The organism is Marinomonas sp. MED121 (assembly GCF_000153025.1).
Classification (GTDB): Bacteria; Pseudomonadota; Gammaproteobacteria; order Pseudomonadales; family Marinomonadaceae; genus Marinomonas.
In genome coordinates this window covers 284,699-307,615 of record NZ_CH672433.1, presented here as the reverse complement: position 1 = coordinate 307,615, position 22,917 = coordinate 284,699, and the positions used below count along the sequence as shown (strand labels likewise).

At 42.3% G+C, this 22,917-nt stretch carries 19 protein-coding genes; 4 read left to right on the top strand and 15 right to left on the bottom strand.

Annotation, left to right across the window (positions count from 1 at the left end):
• Positions 1-2: 2 nt before the first annotated feature.
• Positions 3-707, top strand: a complete 705-nt coding sequence (locus MED121_RS19875; protein WP_009835569.1) for an aspartate/glutamate racemase family protein — start codon at positions 3-5, stop codon at positions 705-707.
• Positions 708-803: 96 nt separating this feature from the next.
• Here MED121_RS19875 and MED121_RS19870 read toward each other — a convergent pair whose 3' ends face one another.
• Together MED121_RS19870 and MED121_RS19865 are read right to left on the bottom strand one after the other, a co-directional pair.
• Entirely contained in the window at positions 804-1,313 is a 510-nt protein-coding gene (locus MED121_RS19870; protein WP_009835568.1) for a DUF6653 family protein, read from the bottom strand.
• A 46-nt stretch (positions 1,314-1,359) separates the two neighbouring features.
• Positions 1,360-1,932 (bottom strand): hypothetical protein, encoded by a 573-nt coding sequence (locus MED121_RS19865; RefSeq protein ID WP_009835567.1) that lies wholly within the window; start codon positions 1,930-1,932, stop codon positions 1,360-1,362.
• A 186-nt stretch (positions 1,933-2,118) separates the two neighbouring features.
• On the opposite strand from MED121_RS19865, the gene MED121_RS19860 reads away from it, so the two are divergent.
• Positions 2,119-2,799 carry an SGNH/GDSL hydrolase family protein gene (locus MED121_RS19860; protein ID WP_009835566.1) on the top strand — a complete coding sequence of 227 codons (681 nt, stop codon included), beginning with the start codon at positions 2,119-2,121 and terminating at the stop codon, positions 2,797-2,799.
• A 40-nt stretch (positions 2,800-2,839) separates the two neighbouring features.
• Here the strand turns inward: MED121_RS19860 and MED121_RS19855 are convergent, their stop codons facing one another.
• The 12 genes from MED121_RS19855 to MED121_RS19800 form a co-directional block, all read right to left on the bottom strand.
• Complete coding sequence (locus MED121_RS19855) at positions 2,840-3,481, bottom strand: kinase-related protein (protein WP_009835565.1); 642 nt, start codon at positions 3,479-3,481, stop codon at positions 2,840-2,842.
• Positions 3,482-3,596: 115 nt separating this feature from the next.
• The gene (locus MED121_RS19850) at positions 3,597-4,310 is read right to left on the bottom strand and encodes a hypothetical protein (RefSeq protein ID WP_009835564.1); all 714 of its coding nucleotides are present in this window, start codon (positions 4,308-4,310) and stop codon (positions 3,597-3,599) included.
• A gap of 349 nt (positions 4,311-4,659) precedes the next feature.
• Positions 4,660-5,664 carry an ABC transporter substrate-binding protein gene (locus MED121_RS19845; RefSeq protein ID WP_009835563.1) on the bottom strand — a complete coding sequence of 335 codons (1,005 nt, stop codon included), beginning with the start codon at positions 5,662-5,664 and terminating at the stop codon, positions 4,660-4,662.
• A gap of 159 nt (positions 5,665-5,823) precedes the next feature.
• A complete protein-coding gene (locus tag MED121_RS19840; protein ID WP_009835562.1) occupies positions 5,824-6,606 on the bottom strand; it encodes an ATP-binding cassette domain-containing protein in 783 nt (260 codons plus the stop codon).
• Positions 6,606-7,688: an ABC transporter permease gene (locus MED121_RS19835; RefSeq protein WP_009835561.1), complete on the bottom strand. Its 1,083-nt coding sequence runs from the start codon at positions 7,686-7,688 to the stop codon at positions 6,606-6,608. Before MED121_RS19835 ends, MED121_RS19840 begins: the two co-directional genes overlap by 1 nt.
• Before the next feature lie 103 nt (positions 7,689-7,791).
• On the bottom strand, positions 7,792-8,811 hold the full coding sequence (locus MED121_RS19830; RefSeq protein ID WP_009835560.1) for a sugar ABC transporter substrate-binding protein: 1,020 nt from the start codon (positions 8,809-8,811) through the stop codon (positions 7,792-7,794).
• 150 nt (positions 8,812-8,961) lie between these two features.
• Positions 8,962-11,586 (bottom strand): PAS-domain containing protein, encoded by a 2,625-nt coding sequence (locus MED121_RS19825; RefSeq protein ID WP_009835559.1) that lies wholly within the window; start codon positions 11,584-11,586, stop codon positions 8,962-8,964.
• A 91-nt stretch (positions 11,587-11,677) separates the two neighbouring features.
• Positions 11,678-12,439 (bottom strand): response regulator, encoded by a 762-nt coding sequence (locus MED121_RS19820; RefSeq protein WP_036181270.1) that lies wholly within the window; start codon positions 12,437-12,439, stop codon positions 11,678-11,680.
• A 470-nt stretch (positions 12,440-12,909) separates the two neighbouring features.
• The gene (locus MED121_RS19815; protein WP_009835557.1) at positions 12,910-13,875 is read right to left on the bottom strand and encodes a helix-turn-helix domain-containing protein; all 966 of its coding nucleotides are present in this window, start codon (positions 13,873-13,875) and stop codon (positions 12,910-12,912) included.
• Positions 13,876-13,888: 13 nt separating this feature from the next.
• The gene (locus MED121_RS19810; protein ID WP_009835556.1) at positions 13,889-14,791 is read right to left on the bottom strand and encodes an O-acetylserine/cysteine exporter; all 903 of its coding nucleotides are present in this window, start codon (positions 14,789-14,791) and stop codon (positions 13,889-13,891) included.
• 434 nt (positions 14,792-15,225) lie between these two features.
• Positions 15,226-16,230, bottom strand: a complete 1,005-nt coding sequence (gene cydB, locus MED121_RS19805; RefSeq protein ID WP_009835554.1) for a cytochrome d ubiquinol oxidase subunit II — start codon at positions 16,228-16,230, stop codon at positions 15,226-15,228.
• Positions 16,230-17,639, bottom strand: a complete 1,410-nt coding sequence (locus tag MED121_RS19800; protein ID WP_009835553.1) for a cytochrome ubiquinol oxidase subunit I — start codon at positions 17,637-17,639, stop codon at positions 16,230-16,232. The genes cydB and MED121_RS19800 overlap by 1 nt, the downstream gene beginning before the upstream one ends.
• 326 nt (positions 17,640-17,965) lie before the next feature.
• On the opposite strand from MED121_RS19800, the gene MED121_RS19795 reads away from it, so the two are divergent.
• Positions 17,966-19,996, top strand: coding sequence for a sensor histidine kinase (locus tag MED121_RS19795; RefSeq protein WP_009835552.1), 2,031 nt, complete (start codon positions 17,966-17,968; stop codon positions 19,994-19,996).
• Between the two features lie 66 nt (positions 19,997-20,062).
• The gene (locus MED121_RS19790) at positions 20,063-21,454 is read left to right on the top strand and encodes a sigma-54 dependent transcriptional regulator (protein WP_009835551.1); all 1,392 of its coding nucleotides are present in this window, start codon (positions 20,063-20,065) and stop codon (positions 21,452-21,454) included.
• A gap of 81 nt (positions 21,455-21,535) precedes the next feature.
• Here the strand turns inward: MED121_RS19790 and xseA are convergent, their stop codons facing one another.
• On the bottom strand, positions 21,536-22,888 hold the full coding sequence (gene xseA / locus MED121_RS19785; RefSeq protein WP_009835550.1) for an exodeoxyribonuclease VII large subunit: 1,353 nt from the start codon (positions 22,886-22,888) through the stop codon (positions 21,536-21,538).
• Between the last annotated feature and the right edge of the window lie 29 nt (positions 22,889-22,917).

Here is a 22,917-nt window from a genome sequence, read left to right as displayed (position 1 = left end):
GCATGATGAAAAATAGCAAGAGAGCCAGCTTAGGCATTATCACAGGGTCAGGGCCAGAAGCTGGCTTGGACATGTGGAATAAGGTATTAAAAGCCAATAAAAACCTAATGGGAGAGGCATTTAAAGGGGATTTAGATGCGCCTATGGTGAACATTATCTCAGAGCCCTTATTAGGGCTCTCTATGGAACTTGAAAAAAATGATGACAAGGTATGGAAGACCTTGTCTCAAGTGGCAAATGAAGTGGCACAACAGGTGGATTACTATGCCATTGCTTGTAACACCTTAAATTACTATCAACCGCAACTAGAAGCTTTAGCCTTGAACTCAAAGTTGGTGTCTTTTTGTGATGTCATCAAACAAAAGCTAGAACAAGAAGGCATTAAAAAGGTCGCTTTATTAGGCGCAGATTCTGTGACTGATCTTGGCGCTTGGTCTCCTTATCGACAGCTTAAAGAGGTTGCTGAGGTGGAAGTGCCAGACCCTGAGCTAGGTTTACATCAACTGATTTATGATGTGAAAACCTATGGTGGTGACATGCCTTTCATTGTTAATTCATTTACTAAGCTGGTGGATTCTTTAGATGCAGATTTAGTGCTACTTGCTTGTACCGAGCTGCCTTTGATTCCCATTAAAACGCACAAACAACTTATCGATGTGACAGACCTAGTCGCACAAGAGTTAGCTAAGTTATCACAAGCACAATAGCCATGTGGCTTTGATGTTAACAGGCTGTCACCCACATGCCTGTTAACATGTTTTGGGGCCTTATTAGGCCTCTTTTTTTATTGTGGCAAAATATTATTAGGGCTTTAACCAATTCAAATATTTTGGATTGGTTTCCTTCATATCCCGATACAACCACACCATGCGATCCACAAACCAAGCTTTGAAAACCATAATCCAGAGGTTTCCTAGCATGAGTGCCCAAATATTTAAGCTGTATAAACCATAGAAAAAGAAAGGCAAACCAAGGCCTGATAAAACTTGTAATAAGAGGGCTGGGGTGAGGTGATAATGAGGAATCGCCACCTTGTTTCGTGCTAGATAGATACGTTCACCAAAGGTGCCCATAGAGGCCCAGTTGTTGGTGTTAGTTGGTGCGTTAAATAGCCTTGGGTTTAGCCAAACCCAAATAAAAGAAAGCAATATGGGGATAATGCTGTAATAGCCAATCCACTCTCTAGACCAAAATGCGATAGAGATAAGCGGAAGAATTGAAAACCTTGTATAAACACTCCAAGGATTCGAATGACGCTTCCATGTCTCGTCATCCATGCTCATCAAGCGTTCGGTTAAGCGGGTTAAATCCATTTTCTCTCAGCTCGTCTTGTTAGCAGGGGATAATCAAGGTTTTATTTTAAGCGCAATGATCTGCTCTGAAAGCTTTCACCATTTCTGGAAAGTTATCATAATGTGGGTTGTTAATCTCAAAGCCAGATTCTGGTTCAAGTGCTAGGCCTTTTTCATAGTTAATAAGGCTCTTGTCATAAAGCTCGCAGCCCTGTGTGATCTTGCTGGTGGAGATATAAAAATTCGCTAATACAAATTCGGCTTTTGCCACTTGGGTTAAATGCTCAAGCTGAGAAAATAGCTCGATAGAGTGCTCAGCGTGAAAAACAGCTTTACCCTTTTGTGGGTCAAAGTCTGGAGCTACCGAGTGGAAGTTTGGGTTAGTCGGGTTCGCATGTTTTTTATATAAGCTAGACAGAAAAATGTGAGATTCAGCCATGCCAAATTTATCATTAAGCGCGGTGAAGTCTTCTAACGCTTCTTCACCCAAACGTTGGGCTGCATAGACCCTATCTTGATTCATTAAATAGTAAGCATAAGAGAGTTTTTGATCTGGGTTATCAGTATAGGGGGTTAATGCGCTAGAACAGCCCACTAAAAAGCTTAAAACGCTGACTAACAGACAGACTCGAATTAACATGCTTTTACCTTCCTTATGTATTGAATTTAAGCAGAATACGACACTAGGTGTTTGAAGTGAGACAATCAAGTTTCTTTTTGAGGCTATGCTAAAACTAATAAGCAGCTTGTCCTAGGTAAGATAGAGGTAAAATCTTGTATTAGGCTAAGGTAAATTACTCGGTGTAAAAGAAAGGCTAATGTATTGATGACAAAGATTTTGTGTTTTGGTGATTCAAATACTTGGGGTACAAAGCCCGAGGGTGGGCGTTATGATGACCATGAACGTTGGAGCTTTCTGCTCGGGGTTTATTTGAACATGCCATCTTCTGACTCTATTAACCAAGAAACTGAGAGTAAATACCTTGTCATGGAGGCAGGCCAGCCGAATCGCACCTTGATTAAAAATGCTCCGTTTGATGGGGATAAATCAGGGCTTACTTACCTCAAACCTCTGTTAGCCATCCATGAGCCTGAACTTGTGATCATCATGCTAGGTACCAATGATTTAAAAGCTAAGTTCAACTTGTCTCCAGCAGACATTGGCGCAGGCGCGGGTACGCTTATTGAACAGATTCAAGCCTTTAGCCAAGAGGCTATCTCTCATTCATCTGCAACTAAGATCTTACTAGTTTCGCCGCCAGAAATTAAAGAAGTGCCACCTTATGTCTCTGTTTATGCTGGAGGTGCGCAAAAATCCCAATTATTAGCCCATGAATTTGCTACTCAAGCAAAGCAGTATCAATGTGATTTTCTTGATGCTAACCAAGTGATTAAAAGCTCTGATGTGGATGGTATTCATTGGGGTGCTCAAGCGCATGAAAGCTTGGCCTTATCCATTGCTGAATATATAAAACAGAGGATGTCGTTTAGTCATTCTTCGAACTAATTGTTGTTTATAAGGCTAGTTGTGTTTAGAAATAGCCGTGTTAAGAATTGGCTGTGTTTAAAAAGATATCAGGTGCCAATAAATAATCATTCACCGTCTTAATATTCAAGGCATCATTATTCTGTACCTTAGATAAGGCGGTTTTTTCATCTAAGCCTAAATCTAACCAACGCCTAGTTAAGCGCGTAATAAGCGTACTTTCATCCACTTCTAAAAAGAGAGATAAATCAAAGTCTGCTTTAAGGTCACGCCAGCCTTCTTGATCTAAAAGCAGGTAATTCCCTTCGATCAGAATATATTTGTCTTGGCTTTCAATGGCTACAGCAGAGCCAATAGACGCATCTAATTCACGATCAAAGCGCGGGGCATAAATGCTTTCCTGAGAATCTGAGCTTCCCTGTTTTAGTCTCTGTATCAGGTGTTTTAAACCTGAAAGATCAAAGCTAGCAGGGGAGCCTTTTCGTGAGAGTAAACCTTGGTCAGAAAGCACCTCATTACTTAAATGAAAGCCATCCATCTGTACGATTTTAGCCCCTTGTAAATGCGACAATAATTGCTGGGAGAGGGTCGACTTTCCTGCACCAGGGCAAGCTGATATCGCGATCATAAAGCGTCGCTTATCGGCTGACTTTTCTTTAATAATCTGGATGACTTGATCTAAGTGATTGAGTGAAATAGGCAAGATAAAGACCTCCCTTTATTAGGTGTGATATGGTTTTTATAAATGTAGGAGCTGAGCTCTATCATTTTGAGAGAGGAGAAATTGGTATGTACTTTGAATCAGTCTTGAGAGCTATTTAACTGTGTATTTTACCATATGTTGAAAGCTCTTCTCGAATACGTTTATTGATATGCTCCAATGGAGCTAAGTTGTCGTTATGCCTTTCACACATTAAATAACGGTGTATTGATAAATCGTAACGAGTTCTAAAGCCTATGACTCCTAGAAGGCACTCAACATCTTTGGGTTCAAAAAAAAGGGATAGAGGTATTCTAATTTTTTCGTGATAGTCGAACCCTGATAGTGAGGTTAGGAATTTAATAGCAGACTTCTTTTGTTTATCCGAACCAATAAGTCCAAAAGCAGTTGCTGTTAATAGCCATATATCTGTATAAAAATATTTAACATTTACTGTTTCATTTTCTAAGTGTACCTGCTGAATTACAATGCCACCTTCAATACCTGGCGTGTCTATATGAGACCAAGTATTTAGCTTTCTTTGATTTTCCATCGATGGTTTGATTAAACCCTTAGAAATATCCCATGAATTAGTTGAGCTGTGAGCCATTACAGACTTGACTTGTAGTTTTATTGTTGTCATTTCTGAATCAATAATTACGTCATAACCGTTATCATCAACATCGGATATATAGACTTTGAGGTAATAATTTCGAAAAGCAGCAGCTAACTGAAAGTCATATGAAAGTCGATTCAGCAATAACGCCTCTCGACGAGTAGAGTTCTTTGGTTGATTGAAAAACTCTTCTAATTGATTTTCAAATACTTTCATTGCGATTACCTGACTAAATTTTTGTGTGGTTTTATTTCAAGAAAATCAATTTTTTAGTCTTTTGATTAAATTAACGTTATTTTTTAAGGTAGGCACCCTTTTAACAAAGAAATATTTTTATATCGAATATCACAAACTAAACTGTCAATCAAAAATATCACCGTATATTACTAAGAGCTCCGTTTATGCTTAGATTAATACTGAAAGCATTTTCCCATTCTTGGTTGTTTTGTTTAACTAAAACAACAAATTACTATCATGTTTTTTTCATATCAAGAGAACTTTATTGTGATATAAATGAGTCTTTGGCAAAAGGTTTTTTTATTAAAGGCCTGCTAATTTTATAGCCTTACCAATCATCACTGCTATTCTCGATCTCTTGTGCTGCAAGCTCTGCGGGAATCAGAATATAGTTAGGCTCGACCTTCTTTCCTTGTAATAACTGGTAACCAATTTCGACGGCTTTTTTGGCCATCAAGCTAGGTTTTTGCATGGCTGTGGCAGCCCAATTGCTATTGCCCGATTGAATTAGTTTAACGGCAAAAGGTGCGCCGTCCACAGAGGCAAGAATAAAGTCATCACGACCTGCTTGTTTAGCAGCACGCACAGCGCCTAATGCGGTTGGGTCATTAATACTAAATACACTGTCAATCTTTGGATAAGCTTCCATTAAATAGGTCATGGCTTTCATGCCGCCATCTATGCTGCCTGTGCCATTTAGCTGATCATTTAACAGCACTATCTTTGGATAGGCGTGGATCGCTGATTTACAGCCAGCTACACGCTCAACAACAGAAGAAACGGCTACACCATTAATAATGACCATATTACCTTGGTAGTTCATACGCTTGGCGAGATATTCACAGGCAATAACGCCCGCTTGAATATTATCTGTGGTGATAGTGGCATCAGCACCACGTGCTTTAACGTCTACTGCAATCACCTTGATACCGGCTCTTTGTGCTTTGGCTATGGTGGGGGCTATGCCTTCTTCATCTGCGGCTGTAAGCAGAATCAGATCGACGTCTTGCTCGATAAAATAATTAAGCTGGGTAATTTGACGCTTGAGATCATAAGCGTCTGAGCGAATCAACATTTTTACTGGCTGACCCACAAGGGATTCGGCGCGGCTGGTCGCAGACTCAATCAATTGCACAAAATAAGGGTTACCTAAATCCGCCACACTGATGCCGATGGATTGTAATTTGGCTGGGTTAGAAGCAGTTGCGGAAAAACTGGTAAAGCCAAGGGCCATTAAACAAACAAGGAGAAAGCTACTGATAAGTGTCAGTCTTGTTTTTATCTTACTGGCAAAACTTAGCATTAAGTCTTTGGCATGTGTGTCCAGTTTCATCTTGTTTCTCATACTATTTAAACGAAGGTCCTGTTTTATATTGCAGTAAAGTTAGGCCCTGATCTTGTCTCATTAGACGACGAATCAAGGCCTATGCCAAGGTTTCTGCTATTTAGTTTTTTTGTTATTTAGCTTTCTGCTATTCAGTTTTTATGGTGGCTAGGCGGCTTCAATTTCCATTGCCCCCGTCATAATAGCAACCGCATCTGACATACTATGGCTTTGTGGCGTGACGATACCCGCACACTTGCCAAGACGATGGATGTGGATACGATCGGCTACTTCAAACACATGGGGCATATTGTGGCTGATAAGCACAATGGGTAAGCCTCTATCACGTACTTCCTTGATTAAGTTTAGGACGCGACGAGATTCTTTAACCCCTAACGCTGCAGTTGGTTCGTCCATGATAACCACCTTACTACCAAAGAGGGCAGAGCGAGCGACGGCGACCCCTTGGCGTTGGCCACCAGAAAGAGACTCAACTGCCTGACTCATATTCTGAATCGTCAACAGACCAAGTTCGGTCATTTTTGCTTTAGCGTTATGTTCCATGGCTTTTTTATCTAGCATTCTTAGATACTTACCTAAAAAACCGGGCTTGCGAATTTCACGGCCTAAGTAGAGGTTATCCGCAATATTTAGGGCAGGAGAGACGGCCAAATTTTGATAGACGGTTTCTATGCCTAATTCGCGGGCTTCCATAGGGGTATTAAGCACAACCTTTTGCCCATCTAACCAGACCTCGCCTTCATCAGGCACCAAGGCACCTGAGAGGGCTTTAATCAAAGACGATTTACCCGCACCGTTATCACCGATAACAGCAAGAATTTCTCCTGGGTAAAGCTCGAAATCTGCATTATCTATGGCGGTCACACTGCCATAACGTTTCACTAGACCTGAGGCTTTTAACACGGGTGTTTGTTGATAATCTATGCTCATTATGCCGTTCCTCTTCGAATCCATTGGTCAACGCCAACGGCTAAGATGATTAATATCCCCACGGTAAATTCTTGCCAAAGTACATCGACACCAGCAAGGGCTAATCCGTTTCTAAATACACCGACTACTAGGGCGCCAATCAAGGTGCCATAGATTGAACCACGTCCACCAAAGAGACTACAGCCACCTATCACCACAGCAGTGATACTGTCTAAATTGGCGGTGTAACCAGCTTGTGGGCTGATCGAACCAATACGGCCAATTAACACCCAAGCTCCGACGGCACAGACAATACCTGCAAGCACATAGACTGACATTAGGATGCGATTGGTTTGAATACCGGCTAAGCGCGCTGCATCTGGGTCATCCCCTGTGGCATAAACATGTCGGCCCCAAGAGGTCCAGTTAAGGGCGTACCAGATTAAAAAGAAGAGCCCCAACATGAGCAAGGAGCCGTAGGTTAGCCTTGCGCCAAAAAAGTTAATGGTTTCTCCTGTCCATTGTAGAAGCGGGGCGATAGAGGAGATGTCTTGCGAACGAATGGTTTCACTCTTGGAATACCAAAGGTTAATGGCGAAAAAGACATTCCAGGAACCTAGGGTGGCAATGAAGGGGGGGATTTTTAATCGAGTAATGAGCAGGCCATTAATAAATCCCGCTAGGGCACCGACAGAAATACCAAGGGCTAGGGCTAACCAAGCTTCTAGGCCTAAATCTATGGCCATACGGCCCATCACCACAGAGCAGAGCACCATGATAGCGCCGACGGATAAGTCGATACCTGCGGTTAAAATAATCAGGGTTTGAGCGACCCCAATAACACCGATTATGGTTACTTGTTGCAGAATAAGCGACAAGTTAAAAGGGTGTAAAAAGCGGTTACCAATTAACAGGCTAAAGCCAAAAATCGCTAATAATAAAACGATGCTGGGAGCCGCAATAGGGTAAGTGTGAAGAAGCTTTTTAAGCCGCAATATAGGGCTTTCTTTCACCGAAAAATTTGCCACATACCCAGCGGTGTTATCTGCCACTTGATCGTGTTCAAGGACTGGCGTTGAGGTATTGGGTTTAACAGAACTCATAGATTACTCCGAGCAGTAAAAAGGCCTTTAGTCGGGTATGCATTACCTGACTAAAGGCAAGGAGATGGCTTTCAATTCAAAATGCTATTTGATCTAAGGAAAGTTAACCCCAGCACATGGCAAGGCCAGTGTTTGAGTTAATTGATTGAACATTCTGAGTTGGATTGTCTGTCACGAGCTGCACCCCAGTATCGAAGAAATCTAACCCGTCAGAAGCACTAGGGCGTGTACCTGTTTTAGCGAACTCAACAATAGAGGTTACTCCTTGTGATGCCATCTCTAATGGGAACTGCATGGAGGTTGCGCCAATTACATGGTCACGTACGTTTCGTACACCAGGGCAGCCGCCATCGACAGAAACTATGGTGACGTCTTTCTCAAGCCCAAAGGATTTCAAGGCTTCATAAGCACCCGCTGCGGCAGGCTCATTGATGGTGTAAACCAGATTAATACCAGGATCTTTTTGTAGTAGGTTTTCCATGGCGCGGCGACCGCCTTCTTCAGAGCCTTGAGTCACATCATTGCCGACAATTCTTGGGTCGGTTTCATCCCCAATACGGCCTGCATTTTTAATGTCGATACCAAAGCCTTTTAAGAAACCTTGGTCACGGGCAACATCCACAGTAATTTGGCTAGTGCTAAGATCCAGCAGTGCAATACGGGCATCTTTGGCTTTCTCGCCCATTCGCGCTTTTGCCCATTGGCCAATCATTTCACCTGCTTTAAAGTTATCTGTGGCAAAGGTCATGTCTGCAGCATTGGCTGGACTTAGTGGGGTATCTAGGGCAATAACCAATAGACCTGCATCACGGGCTTTTTGGATGCTAGGTACAATACCTGCTGGGTCACTTGGGGTAATGAGAATGCCTTTTGCGCCAGAGGCAATGAGGTTTTCAATGGCTTGAACCTGTGATTCATTATCGCCGTCATAACGGCCTGCAAAGGTTCTTAATTCAACTCCAAGCTCACTGGCTTTTTGTTGTGCACCTTCTTTCATTTTGACAAAGAAAGGGTTGGTATTGGTTTTGGTGATAAGACCAATAATATCGCTTTCAGCGAGTACGCTGGTGGATAGACTGGTAAGGGCGATAACACCTGCAAGCTTGCGCAAAGAAAATTTCATGATAGTGACTCCAAAATTGTTTTTGTTGTTTTATGACTGACAATGGTTGCCAGTGACAGCGGTTTATTTGGCTGCTTAATCACTATGTAAAACAAAAACTAATGGCGAATTTCAGAATGAAAATTTCTTTGTAATAATTGAAATATAAGCTTAACCTAGCTGAAATATTTCCTTTAGAGTATTGATATTAAAGGGCTTTTGAAGGAATTGGTCTGACGCTAATAAATGATACTCTTGCTCTAATTGGACTTTTGGTAAACCGGACATTAATAAAATAGGTTGGCCTATTTGATGGGCAAGGCTGATGCCGTTTATCTCGCCTGCTAAATTGATGTCCGACAAAATAAGGTCGGCGCTGTCATACTCCAGCATATCCAACACATCTTCTGCGCTTTCAAAATGGCTTACCGATAAGCCTAAACTTTGTAATTGATCTGCAAGCACATTGGCGACTTGAAGGTCATCTTCCACAAGCCAAATTCTTTGCCCTGCTTGCATTGGGAAAGATGTTTTTAAAGGTTGTTCTAGGGGGGGGGCTGACGCTTTTTTTGAAGGTTGTTCTAGGAGCTTTTCTGACGCTTTTTTTGAAGTGAGGTCTGAATAATTATCATTAAACAGATCTGTATTTCTGATTGTTTTGTCATTAAGAGAGGAAGTCTCATTTAATGGCTCGGCTTTCATCAAGGGCAAAATAAGGCGTACTTTAGTCCACTGATTAGGTTCTGATGTGATCTCAAGCTCTCCGCCACTTTGTCTAATAAAGCCATAAATGGTACTTAATCCTAACCCACTGCCTTTACCTATGGGTTTAGTGGTAAAGAAGGGTTCGATAATTCTGGGGATAAGTTCAGGACTTATCCCAAGGCCTGTGTCTTTTATCTCTATCATGATAGCTGCTTGAAACTTCTGGCTTGACTCTAGGCTTTCATCTGTCTTGATGAGTTCGCATGATTTGGTCTCAAAGCTAAGCTCGCCGCCGTTTGGCATGGCGGCGCTACTGTTCAGGGCGAGATTTAATAACGCATTTTCAAGTTGGGAGGCATCGATCAAACAATGGGCATTTGGGCAGTTAAGTTTTTGTACCACCTTGATGTTTTGACCAGCACTATAGTCAATAAGATCTAGCATGCCTTCAATTAAAACATCTATTTGAGTGGCTTCAGGAAAAAGCGGTTGGCGGCGACTAAAGGCTAAAAGCCTTTGTACTAGGTTGCGACTTTTCTCTGACACTAACTGGGCTCTATCTAAATACTTTTGCTGATTAGGGTTAAATGGGCCGGAATCTGAAAGCATTTCAAGGTTGCCCATAATTGCCGCTAAAAGGTTATTAAAGTCATGGGCGACACCGCCTGTGAGTTGACCAAGCATATCCATTTTTTGTGCTTGATGTAGTTGTTGTTCGACATTCTTACGTTCAGTGAGATCGCTATAGAGGGTCACGAAACCGCCTTCTGGCATGGGCTGGCTACGAAACTCAATCACCTTGCCTGAACTAAAATGCTGCTCAAACTGCTTGCTTGTATGGTATCTGTCTTGGGTTAAGTCTTGTACTAGAAAGTCTGGATCTGAGCTTGGGTTCTGTTGATGAAGTAAGGCTTGTACTTGTGTGATCGGCATTCCTAAATAAAGCTGGTCTGGCTGAAATGAAAATAAGCTTTCGTATCTTGGATTCCATGCCACTAATAAACCTTGGGAGGAGAATACACTCAGACCATCATTGATATTATTGAAGATGGTTTCTAATAGGTCTTTTTGCTTGGACATCTCGGCGGTCATTTCTTGGCGGCGTATCGCATCTTGGCGGAACACATCAAAGGTATCAGCGAGCGTGCCTATCTCATCATTACGTTTAATCTTGGCTTGCTTTGAATCGATACTGCCTTGGGCCAACAAGGACATTTCGGCTGTAACAACCCCAAGATCATGGGTGATACCACGGCTATAAAAATACAAACGCGCTAGGCCTAAAAGCAAAAAGATAGAAATGCCTAAGATCCAACTTTGGCCATAGCTCACTACATCTGCCACTGACTGTCTTTGCTGACTCACTTTCTTCTGTAAACCACCAACAAAGTGACTCACATGCTGGCTAAGTTGTTCAGATTTGGCTCTGACAGAAATCAGCAGATAGTTTTTTCTTTCCTGTATGGCGGCAAGCCTCATATGGGCTTGGTGCAAGCTTTGGGCGGTTTCGACCACTATGGGTGAGGGATGATTTAAAAAATCGAGCTCATCAATAATGAAAGAAGGCGTGAGTTTAGGTCGCTCGATAAGATCCAGTAGCCAGCTTAGACCCACGTCTGATTCAATGGTAAGTGGCAATTGAGATTGAGCCAGTGCTCGAATTTGAAACTGAAGGGCTAGACTATCTTCTCGAATAAAGAGCTCTTCTTCTACCAAGGAAATAAGCTCAGTTAGGCTAGCTTGAAGTACCTCAAGTCGAGTAAAAATATCCTCTTTAAACTCTGTGTCAGCTAAGGTTTGGGCCACTGTGCTTAGCTCATAAAAGCGCTGTTCTATTTTCTTTGCTTCACTTTGTAGCTGAAAAGGGCGGCCCGATTCTGCTGTGTAAGGGGCAATGGCGGCGAGCTGGGCAACCCCTTCCGCTAAGGTGAGTGCTGTGCTTATCTCGGGTAAGGTTTGTGCTTCAAATTCAGATAAGGTGGCTTCACTTAAACGCATGGCTTGCCAACCAATCGCCACCATAAAAAAGGCCACCAGACTGATCGCTAAGACGGCGATGGTGGTTTTATGACGTAAACTGGTTAGTCGCATTTTTGCCCCTGCTTTAAGTTGAAGAGAGCTAAGTTAAAAATTTTAAGCTGAAAAGTGCTTCGTTATACAAATTCTATATTGGATAAAATAACTAGGACGTCATGGGTTCATTCGTTCGTACAGGCCCTTGGAATAAATAGCCTAGCCCTCTTTGAGTTTTGATAAATTCTGGGGTTTTAGGGTTCGCTTCTATTTTTCGACGTAGACGTAAAATCAAAACATCTATGGTGCGATCGAACACCTCGGTTTCTAACCCTCGGCTCATATCTAAGAGCTGTTCTCGAGTAAGGATTCTATCAGGATGAAGCGCTAAGGCTTCTAACAGTGAAAACTCACCTAAAGTCAGCACCACTAAATTGCCTTTATTATCCTGTAATTGGCGTGCGGTGAGATCTAATAACCAAGGGCCAAAACTCAAACATTGATGTGCTTCTTCTAACGTATGGGAAAGTTGATTGGCAATTGGAGGTGTTAGCTGAGTAGAACGTCTTATCAGTGCATGAATACGTGCCATGACTTCGCGCATGCTAAAGGGCTTCATCATATAATCATCAGCGGCCAGCTCTAGTCCGAGAATACGATCTGTTTCATCGCCTATGCCGGTTAGCATCATGATGGGGACTTGATGTATTTCTCTGACTTCACGAGCCAGTTGTAGCCCATCTTCATCTTGTAGGTAAAGGTCCATGATGATGAGGGAAACAGGCTCGGCTTCAAGCTGTTGCCACATTTGTTCGCCATTCTCTGCTAGCAAAGCAAGGTAACCTTTTTGCTGTAGTGCATCAGATAATAAGGTGCGGATATCAGCATCATCATCCACAACTAATACTGTCTTTTTTAGGGTCTCAGACATGCCCAGAGTCTCTTCCTTTTTTATCATTATTATGAAGTACTTATTATTTAAACATTATCAATTGAGCTTAGGGAGCCTGCGAATAAGCCCTCCCGCCTCAGCGTGTGGATAAAAGCCCCTAGATTTATAGCGAGGAGCGCAACTTAATAGTGATTCTATTGATAAGCTCTTCAACATAAAGATAGGTCTTTTAGACCACGCCCTTCGGGTCTTTCAGAAAAAGTCACACCCTGTGTTGTCACTTCTCGAAAGGTACCTACATTACGTCAAAGTAACGCCTTGTGTGATACTTTTTCTGAAAAGACTGAGAAGAGGTGACTTAATCGCAGGCTCCCTTAGGCACAGTATTTGTTTATTGTCTTATCATTAACATGGTTAAGTTAATGGAAAATGAACAGATGTCTTTAAGTTTATTCAATTTCACATATTTATGACGAATTTTATTATTGAGGTGAGTTTGGCTTTCTAGCTTAAAGAGATTGATTCTCTAAACGAAAAATAGAAGGGGCTTGTTGAAAGTAGCGTGACCAAAGGCGTCTGAACTGACGGCTATCTTCAAAGCCGCACTGGCTAGCAATATTTTCGATAGGAAGATCTGAGGTTTGTAGTAATTGCTGAGCCAGATTTAATCTCAGTTTATAGGTGTATTCTTTAGTGGTGACCTTGGCTTCTTTTTTAAAAAGTCGCGCTAGGTGTCTGGTACTGCAATGGGCGATTTGAGCCAGTTCATGCAATGACCAATTTTTAGCAGGGTTAGATTGAATAGCATTTTGTACTAGGTGTACTTTTTGATGGAGATGATTCCTGTGTTCAAGCCAAGGAGAAAAGCTAGGGTCTTGGCTGCCACGTCTTGAAAATAGCACCATGTATTGGGCTATATCCGCTGCTAATTGCGCTTGATTATCTTCTTGTACCAGATAGAGGGCGAGATCTATTCCAGCGGTCACACCAGCACTCGTATAGGTATTATCATCCACAACAAATAGACGATTTTCCAATACTTGATTAGGTGTTACGAGTGCTCTTAAATCATCAAGATGAAGATGGTGTGTGGTGCACTTTTTATCTTTAAGTAGACCTGCTTTTGCCATGATAAGAGAGCCCGCACAAACACTGATGTAACGCTCAAACTTATGTTGCTTTAGCCATTGGCAGGCAGAACGAATTGCGGTTGTTTCAAGAGGGATTTCATCACCTACTAAACCTGCAATAATCAACCAAGCATTGGCTTGGATTGTATCCGGCAAAGGGGCAAGATTTAGAGGTAAACCTAGTGAGTTGCTCGCACCGCTTTCTGGTCCGACAAAATGCAATTGATATAAGGGGTCTCCACCACGTTTTTGATGAATACGATTGGCATATTGAAAGACTTCGGCTGGCCCAATCGCATCTAATAAGAGGGTATTGGGCAGCACCAAGATATAAATAGGTGTCATCTTAGTCGCTCTATTAGGTAACAGGTTTGGTTTTAAATAAGCTGGCTAAAAGTTTAGCGCCAAAGGTATTCACCAACAGGCCTATAACGACCAAGCTAATGCCTATCCACTGGGCTTGGCTAATGCTCTCATTCAAAATTAATGCAGCTGAAGATAAACCAACAACAGGTACGCCTAAGGTTAAAGGGGCAACTTGTGCTGCTGGGTATTTCTTAAGTAGATAGCTCCACAAACCATAACCCACCACAGTGGCTAGAACGGATAGGTATATCAGGGCAATGGCAGATTGCAGGCCAAAGTGACTTAGGCTGTCAATAATCAGGCTTGGACCTTCAATAAAGTAGCTGGCAATAAAGAAGGGAATAGGTGGAATCCAAGCGCTCCAGATAATGAGGTTTACATTCGCCGCATGGCCTTTTTGTGAAATGGCTTTATTGGCAATGTTACCCATGGCCCAGCTAGCAGCGCCTGCTAAGGTAAGGGCAAAACCTAATACTGTCATGGTTTGAGAATCATGGCTTTGGGCGATAAAGATAAGACCTAGGGCAGCAATGAAGATGGCTAAAACTTGATAGCCTTTGATACTTTCTTTAAGAAATAGCATGGCAAAGACCAAGGTAAATAGGGCCTGTGACTGTAAGGCAAGGGAAGCAAGGCCAGCTGGCATGCCGTTATCCATGGCGGTGAATAAAAACGCAAACTGTAAAAAGCTTATTGGCAAAGCATAAGCAAACCACCACTTGATTGGTGTTTTAGGGCGTTTAAAGAAAAAGGAGCCGACTAAAGCAACCAGTAAGAATCTTAGTCCACCTAATAAAAGAGGGGGGATACCTTCAATTCCCCAGGCAATGACGACAAAGTTAAAACCCCAAATAAAAATGATGGCGAGGGCTAGTAAAATGTCTTTGCTGGTCATGGGGAGATCCTTTTAAATATAAATGACACTAAATTCACTTTATCACAGAGTTTTGCCTTTAAAACCCATGGGGCTAACAGAATCTGCTGTATGGTCGTATCTGTATGGTTTTAAACATACCCTGTGAATAAAGGACGAGTTTAGCTTTTATGAGGGCTTTAAATCAGGTGTGATTGGGCTTGGTAGCGGGTCAATAAGGACATATTTTTAAGGATATAGAAAGAAAAAACTACCTCTCCCATTGGGTGATCAACATGGGAAAGGTAGGTTAAACCGAAATGGGTTTATAAAAAGCTGATCAAGCCTTTTAAGCTGAAAGAGATGATGGTTAAAGTAATCAGGCCTAAAAGATACAACCTAAGAAACCAAAACCATTGCTTTTGTTGTTTCATACTTAGCTCCCTATGCTATCAGTCAAAATGTTTCTCATAAGATTAATAACCCTCTTCGTAATCTTCTACCTTGCCGGAAAAAACACGGTATCCCCATAAGGTATAAGCGCAGATCAAAGGCAAAAAAATGACGATGCCATACACAAGAAAGCTTAGGCTTGAATCTGGTGCCGCCGCTTCCCAAAGTGTCATTTGTCTTGGCACTAGATAAGGGAATAAGCCCACAACTAACCCTGCAAAGCCTAATAAGAAAAGCCCTGCGCTACACCAAAATGGCCAGCTTTCGTGCTTGGCTTTATGGTCACTGGCAAAGCATTTCCAAGCAATATAACTTAATACCGCAGAGGCTAGAGGCAGTGGGCTTAACCAAAGGAAATTAAGGCCGTCAAACCAGCGAGCACGGATTTCAGCTTGGTCCAGAATTGTCCAGATACTGACTGCTCCCATGGCTAGGATAACGAGTATGAGAAGCAAACGTCCTTGTTTGGCGACTCTGAGTTGAATCTCGCCACGGCTTTTCATATAGAGGTAGCTGGTGGCGAGAAGGGCATAACCTGCCATTACCGCAAAGCCTGTTAATATGGCAAAAGGGGTAAGCCATATTAAACTATTGGCTTCACTGGCGTTGGCAGGAATGCCTTCTACAACCGCACCTAGGATTAAGCCTTGGCAAAATGCCGCTATGGTTGAGCCACTGCTAAAGGCAATATCCCACCACTTTTTAGAGGTATCAGACTTAAAGCGATATTCAAATGCCACACCCCGAAAGATTAAGGCAAATAACATCAGCATGATGGGGAGGTAGAAAGTCGATGTAATCGTCGCATAAGCACTGGGGAAAGCGGCAAACAAAATGACACCCCCAAAGACTAACCAAGTTTCGTTACCATCCCATACATGGGAGATAGAGCGCATTAAATGGTCTCTTTCTTCATTGTTATCAAACCAAGGAAAGAGAATACCTATGCCCAGATCAAAGCCATCTAGCAGTGTGTACATAAAGATGGCAAAGCCCAAGATGAGAAAATAGAAAAGTGCGTAATCCATTATTTATCTCCTTGTTCTTGGTGTTTAAGGTTTTTAACCCACGCTAGTGCATAGCCAGGTGCTTTCATACCAATGAGCTGTCTTTCTAAATCGGCCATTTTTGGCGGCCCTTTCTTGATCAGTTTACCCATAAAGTAGAGATACACACCTAATAACAAACTATAGATGACAACAAACATGATTAAGGAGAAGAGGACTTTTTCAGCGGGTAATAAGGACGTCACATCCATGGTGCGAACTAGCCCATGAATTACCCAAGGCTGACGCCCCGTTTCGGCCACATACCAACCTGCTAGCACTGCAATGACGCCCATGGGAGTAAAGGCTGTGGTGAGTAATAAAAAGGCTTTGTTCTCGTAGAGCCTATCTTTATGGCGCAGTAATAAGCCACATACGGCGATAAAGAGCATACCAACACCAATGGCGACCATGACTCTGAATGACCAGAAGACAAGCGGTACATAGGGCCTGTCTTCAGGGGGAACAGACTTAAGGCCTTGCACACCGCCATCGAGACTATGGGTAAGTATGATACTACCTAGGTGTGGAATCCCAATTTCATAGTCGTTTCTCTCTTCTTCCATATTTGGCATAGCAAATAGGAGCAATGGAACCGGTGCCTCCCATTCGGGCCAGATACCTTCCATCGCCGCCAATTTAATGGGTTGATGTTTAGCGACATTAAGGCCATGTAAATCACCCACGTAAGTTTGCAATGGGGTGAAGATCAACGCTGACCAAAGTGCCATAGATAGGCCTTTTTTAGCGAAGTTAATATGCTGTTTTTTCAATAAATAATAAGCGCTGATGCCTGCTACTAAAAAGCTTGCAGTGATCATGGTTGCCAATAGCATGTGGGCCAATCTATAGGGCATAGACGGATTGAAGATGACTTCGAACCAGCTAGTGACATGAAATTTTCCAGCGACGATTTCGTAACCTGCAGGGGTTTGCATCCAAGAGTTAGCGGCAATAATCCAAAAAGCTGAGATCCAAGTGCCGATCGCAACGATCAAGCTGGCACTAAAGTGCATCTTAGGGCTCACCCTTTGCCAACCAAATAGCATGACTCCCAAAAAGCCTGCCTCAAGGAAAAAGGCGGTTAATACTTCGTAGGCCATTAGTGGGCCTATGACAGGCCCCGCTATATCTGAAAAACGTGAGAAGTTAGTGCCGAACTCATAGGAAAGCACTATGCCAGACACGACACCTGTACCAAAGGTAATAGCGAAAGGTTTGATCCAAAATTTAGCTAATTGCAAATAATAGGGATTATGGGTTTTAAGCCATAGACCTTCCCAAATTGCAATCAAGGTGGCTAGACCGATTGTGATACTGGGAAAGATAATGTGAAAACTCACGGTAAACGCAAATTGAATCCGTGAGAGTATTGCGACATCAAGTTCCATAAATACCTCAAGTAAAGAGTTAACTAACTTTCTTTATTTTCTGACTTGCTTGTTTCAAAAGGCTTGGCATTAGGGCTAACCCAGTAATAGATAGTAGAGTTATGACTTCGATCAGTAAAAGATTATTATTCATAGCTAATGCCTTATTTGATTAATTTAAATAAAAAATGTTTGAGTTGGATCAAGTTTTGCTATTGATTAGCCATACTTATAGCAATACCAATGCCAAGAAGTTATCAGATCTATAAGTCTATGAATTTAAAGGTTTAATGTGTTTTTATGAGCGCTTTGAAAAAATAACTGTAAACTAGGTTTACAGGTTTAAATTGAAATATGTTAATCAGGTTGACAGTGTGCCGACATTAAATGTGATTTTTGAAATGGTTATCTTGCTCACCAGTGTTTGTGGTCTGATGGCAGGGTGTTGGCTTTATTGGCGTGCTGCTGGTAAGCGAGACCTAACGGCTTTATCGGCTTTTGCCATCATGATGGCACTTTGGTGTTTTGGTCATTTGGCCATTGCCCACGATATGCAATCTCTTGGTATCTTTCTCATTTTAGCTAACCCTTTGATGCCAACCTTCTTTCTTGATTTTAGTGTGCGCTTTGTGTCTAGTAGCCAGATTCAGGGTGAATATAGTCATAAATTTAAACCTTGGTTAGCCTTACTAAGTAACAATCTCAATAAGGTTTATTTAGTTAGCTTTCTTGTTTGTATGACTAGCTGGTGGCTAAGTGGTGCCATTGTCATAGAAAAAGCAGGGCTATTTCTCTTTGTTTTTACTGACTATGGTTGGTTTAACCTGGTTTATACCGTCTTGTTGGGCGTACTTGGTCATGCGGTTTTACTTTACGGCTGGCTGATTCATAAGGGCAATAAACGCCGTTCTATCCTTGTGCTCTTTATGGTGAGTGCTTGGGGTCTATTATTAGCCACCAGTTTTATTTTCCCATCGGTTGGTGTAGATGCCTTCCCTTATCCCATGATGCTCTTGCCGACTTACATTTTGCTGCTTGTTTATGCTGTGGTGCGCTATCAAATCTTAGCGGTCAATGCGTTCGCCAACCGTGCCTTGCTTTGGTTGGCTATGATGTTGAGTCTCTTGATACTCATTGCTTTCATCAGTGCCACCGCCGCACCTTTAGGGATGCAAGCCTTAGCTGAGGTGCCTGCTTGGCAGTTATGGTTATATTCTTTAACGGTTCTTCTATTAAGTGCCCTTATTTATCCCCCGCTTTCTCGTTTGGTGGAGCGTTTGATTTACCCCGGCTCTCGTTTGAATGAAGACCTTTTAGATATTTGGAGCCAAGCCCTTAAAGGCGCGAAGGATTGGCCTCAGTTGATTCAAATTGGTGAAACCTTGTTGAAGCAACAGCTTGGGCAGTCGGTAGACGTCTCAATCGAAATTAATAAAGATCAGATTATTACGCTTGATACAAACTCAAATGCTAACCAAACAGCGCTGCAAAAAGAGGCTCAAACAAATGAAATTAAGATGCAACTTTTAGTGCGAAACCTGTATCAAGGTTGGCAGTTTGAGTTGATTGCTTGGCAAGATGTAAGTCCGGGGATGCGCTTGTCAGGCGAAGTATTTGCCTCTTTGTTTACGACTCGTTGTGGCTTGTTGCAGCAAAGCCTTGAACTTGCTGAGGCAGAAAGGCAAAGGTTAGATGAGCAGCATTTGGTAGAGCTTGGTGGTTTGTCAGCGGCAATGGCCCATGAGTTACGTAATCCGTTAAATATCATTTCCATGGCGTCTATGAGCACAGATGATACCATCAAGCAGCATATTCAAACACAGGTGCAAAGAGCGGATAGGTTGATCAGTGATTTACTCTTGTATTCGGGCAGTCTGAATTTGGACTATTCCCCTTTGTTATTAAAACCCTTGTTATTGAGCTTAGAGCATCAGGCTGAGCTTGATAATGTTCAAGTGAATTTAGACATGCCAGATGAGCTCACCTTAGAGGTTGATATACAAAGAATCCAACAGGTGTTTATTAACTTGATGGATAACGCCGCTGCATTTTTACGTAATCAGCCAGATGCCAAGCTCAGAATAGAAGCAAAACGCTATGACGCCAGTAATCTAGTGCAGATTCGGGTGCATAATAATGGGCCTGAAATTGCTGCAAATATGGATGCTCAAAGCTTGTTTCAACCCTTTGTAAGTAAGCGTTCTGGTGGACATGGCTTAGGGTTAGCGATAGTAAAACGTATTATTGATGCTCATCAGGGGGAGATACGTTGTCGTAGTGACCTCAATTGGCCTGTTAGTTTTGAAATAGATCTGCCATTACATGCAAATAAAAGCCAAAAGCAACTATCAAATCAATCCTTCATGCCTGATCAATAGTGGCTTTAGAAGATGTTTTGCCAGTAATAAGCATTAAGTAGAAAGAATTAAGTAAAAGGTAAATAAATGGATACTGGGGCAAAGATTTTATTAGTGGATGATGAACCCGCGTTTTGTCAGCTGGCACAAATTTGGTTGGAAGGCTCGGGTTATCAAGTAAAAACCGCGGCTGATCTTGCTTCAGCTAAAGCCAGTTTAGCTAGTTTTGATGCGGACCTTGTCTTGCTAGATTTAGCCATGCCACCTCATTTTGACCCTCACCAAACTTTGGCTGCCATTCCTGACCTTATTTCACGCCCTGTTATTGTGATTACAGGAAATGCCGAGCGAGACCTTGCGCTTAAAGCGATCGAAAATGGTGCTTGGGATTTTATTGCCAAACCCCTAGACCCTGAAATGCTAGCGATTGTTGTTAAGCGAGCCTTGACTAAGCATGGGCTGGATAAAGAAGTTCGAAGCCTTAAACAGCTTAAACTAGCTGGGCCAGTGAAAAGTGCAGCAGAGTCTTATATTGGCGTGTCGACTTCGGCGATTAATATTCGCGCTTTGATTGAGCGTATTGCCCCTACTGAAGTTCGTGTTCTAGTGACAGGCCCTTCTGGTACGGGTAAAGAAGTGGTCTCCAAAGCTATCCATGATATGAGTTTGCGCAAAGATAAGGCGTTTATTTCTGTGCATTGTGGGGCCATTCCTGCGGACCTTTTAGAAAGTGAGTTATTTGGTTATCAAAAAGGCGCCTTTACTGGGGCGGATAAAGATAAAGTTGGGCTTTTATCTTTAGCTGATGGCGGTACGTTATTTCTGGATGAAATTGGTGAAATGCCAGCACCTATGCAAATTAAATTGTTAAGAGTGCTGCAAGAAGGGACTTTCTTTCCTGTGGGGGGAAGAGTGCAGCAATCCATCGATGTGCGAGTGATTTCAGCCACCAATGCTGATTTGATGGAGAAAGTGAAAGAGGGCGAGTTTAGGGAAGACCTTTATTATCGTATTAAAGGCATCACGCTTGAGACTCAGGCTTTGGATCAACATAGGGAAGATATTCCTCTCTTGATTCAAACGTTTCTCGCTCAAAAAGAAACGACTCATGCGGATTTAAAAACAGGCTCTTTATTATCAGCTCAGGCGCTAGCTTGGTTTGTAGCCCAGACTTGGCCTGGCAATGTGAGAGAGCTTAAAAATGCTTTAGAAAGCGTTGCCTCTATTGCTCAAAGTGCTGAAATTAAAATGGAAGACATAGCTTTGCTTTTTCCTATGGGACAAACGGAGAGTGTGCCTGCTTCTAACCCTCTGATCTCTTTGGATTCCAGCTTGGATGAACAGGTTAAACAACTGGAAATTGCTTTAATCAAATTGGCTTTGCAAGAAAGCCTAGGAAATCGCAGCCAAGCGGCAAGGCAGCTTGGTATTTCAAGACAAGGCTTATTGAAAAAGATTGAAAGGTATCAGTTGGGCTAGAAGTGTTGATTAAATGTATTGAGAGCAAAGAAGGGGCTTTAAGAACCTTCTTTGCTCTTATCTCTCTTTAACGCTTCTTATTTAGTTGCTTTTCTTCTTACTAATAACTTCGCAATTCAACTCGCCATTTTCGACTCTGACTTTTAATTTCTCGCCTTTTTTCGTTTGGCTGATGTTTTTAATGACGCCTTCTTCATTGCTAGCAATCGCATAACCACGAGACAGGATTTGTAACGGGCTAACCAAGTTGAGCTTTTCCACTAAGGAGGCAAAGGTTTGCGTTTTTTGTTCTAGGTTTTGCTTTAGTGCTTGCGATAACCGACGTTGATAATCTTCTAATTGCTGATTTTTAAGTTTGAGGGTTTGTGCTGGGCTTGCATTACTTAGCCTAGTATCTGAGTGCGTTAGTTTTACCTTATGCTTATTGAGCAGGGCTTGCATGCTTTGTTGCATACGTTTTTCTAGCTGAGTTAACTTATCTTGCTGTAATTGAATGCGCTCACTTGGATGACGCATTCTTTGGACTAAATGATCGAGCTTTTGTTGTTGTGTTTGTAACTGACGTTCAAATGATAAAGTTAAGCTATTTTCTCGTGATTGAATTTGTCTAATCAACTGATCTGAATCTGGGCTTAACAGCTCTGCTGCTGCAGTGGGTGTTGCAGCACGGACATCGGCAACAAAATCAGCAATGGTGAAATCTACCTCATGGCCGACGGCTGAAATAATGGGGGTTTTAGCATTAAAAATGGTTCTGGCTAAGGTTTCATCGTTAAAGCTATAAAGATCTTCTAGTGAACCCCCACCACGACCAATAATGATGGCATCAAAATGATCGCTAGCATCCATTCTAATCAATTGTTTGGTGAGATTTTGCGCTGCGCCTTGACCTTGTACTAAAGAAGGGATGATGGTGAGCTCGGTTAAAGGGAAGCGGCGCTTAAAGGCGCTGATCATATCTCTTACCGCAGCGCCAATAGGTGAGGTGATAATTGCCACACGTTCGGGTGTAACTGGGAGAGGTTTTTTATGCTCTTGTTTGAACAGACCTTCGGCTTCTAGTTGTGCTTTTAGTCTTTCGTAGGCCTGTTGTAAGGCGCCTTCGCCACCAGATTCCATGGATTCTACGGTTAATTGACAATCTCCCCTTGGTCCGTAAAAAGTGACCTTGGCTCTGAGTTTGACTAAATCACCATCTTTAGGCTTAAAACCTACAGAATTATTACGGTTTTTGAACATGGCACAACGAATTTGCGCCTTGCTATCTTTTAAAGAAAAGTACCAATGACCAGAGCCTGGGCGGGCTAGGTTGGATATTTCCCCTTCGACTAAAACCCAAGGTAAGCTGGCTTCTAATAGGCTTTGTATTTGACGATTTAATTGAGAGACACTGAAGGCGACCTCATTTTGTTTCTCGGCTGTAAAAAAATTCATCAATCTCTCATTGTTTTGATTTACCGCGA